The following is an 830-nucleotide window of genomic DNA, read 5'->3' as shown; positions in this document are numbered from 1 at the left end:
TTTTATATGCGCTTCATCTTTAAAATGCCCGAAAAAAGATTCTTGGGGGGCATTATCCCAACAGTTTCCTCGTCTTGACATGGATTGTCCCAGTTTTAATTTTTTAACTAGTTTTTGATAGGTCGGACTTGTATAATGAGCTCCTTGATCAGAATGAATATAGGCATCTTCAGTCAATCGAATTTTCTTATTCTTCTTTAGGTTGTGAAGAGTCGTCATTGCGATGTCTAATGTGAGCTGTTCTGAAACGTGATAGGCTAAAATTTCATTTGTGGACCCATCTAAAATAGTAGATAAATATGCTTTCTGATTCTTACCATAAAACAGGTAGGTGATATCTGTAAGAAGCACTTTTCCAGGGGTACCTTGCCTGAATTCTCGCTTCAATCGATTTGGTACCACGAAATGTTCTTTCGTCGCTTTTATCATTCTTTTGTAAGGATTCGCTTTGCGGATCGGGCAGATAATCCCGTATTTCTTCATAATTCTACGAATACGCTTCAAATTGTAGACAACTTGAAATTGACCCGCTAATGTCATTTTGATTTGACGAGCCCCTTTTTTTCGGTTTTTAAATCGAAATGCCTTTAATATCCATTCTTTCGTTATTTCATCCTGATCTATTCTGTTTTTTCGCTGCCTTTGCGAAGAAACAGAAAAATAATTATAGTATCCTGAACGTGAAACACCAGCGATCCCGCACAAATATTTCACCATATTTTTGAGGTTGTATGTTTCAATAATAGAACGAATTAACATATATTTTTGGTTAGGTCGTAACGTTAGTTCTTTCTCATCCTCCCTTCCATAAGTTTTATCTTTTTTAACAA

Annotated in this window: 1 protein-coding gene; it reads right to left on the bottom strand. The window is 35.8% G+C overall.

Annotated elements, in window-relative coordinates; translation table 11 throughout:
- The coding region (locus tag MR059_RS21485) for an IS3 family transposase (protein WP_242162032.1) at window positions 1–830 on the bottom strand (830 nt) is incomplete at both ends.

Source organism: Bacillus cereus group sp. BfR-BA-01522 (assembly GCF_022662635.1).
GTDB lineage: Bacteria > Bacillota > Bacilli > Bacillales > Bacillaceae_G > Bacillus_A > Bacillus_A cytotoxicus.
The sequence above is the reverse complement of the archived record's forward strand: the minus strand, read 5'-3'. Positions and strand labels throughout refer to the sequence as shown.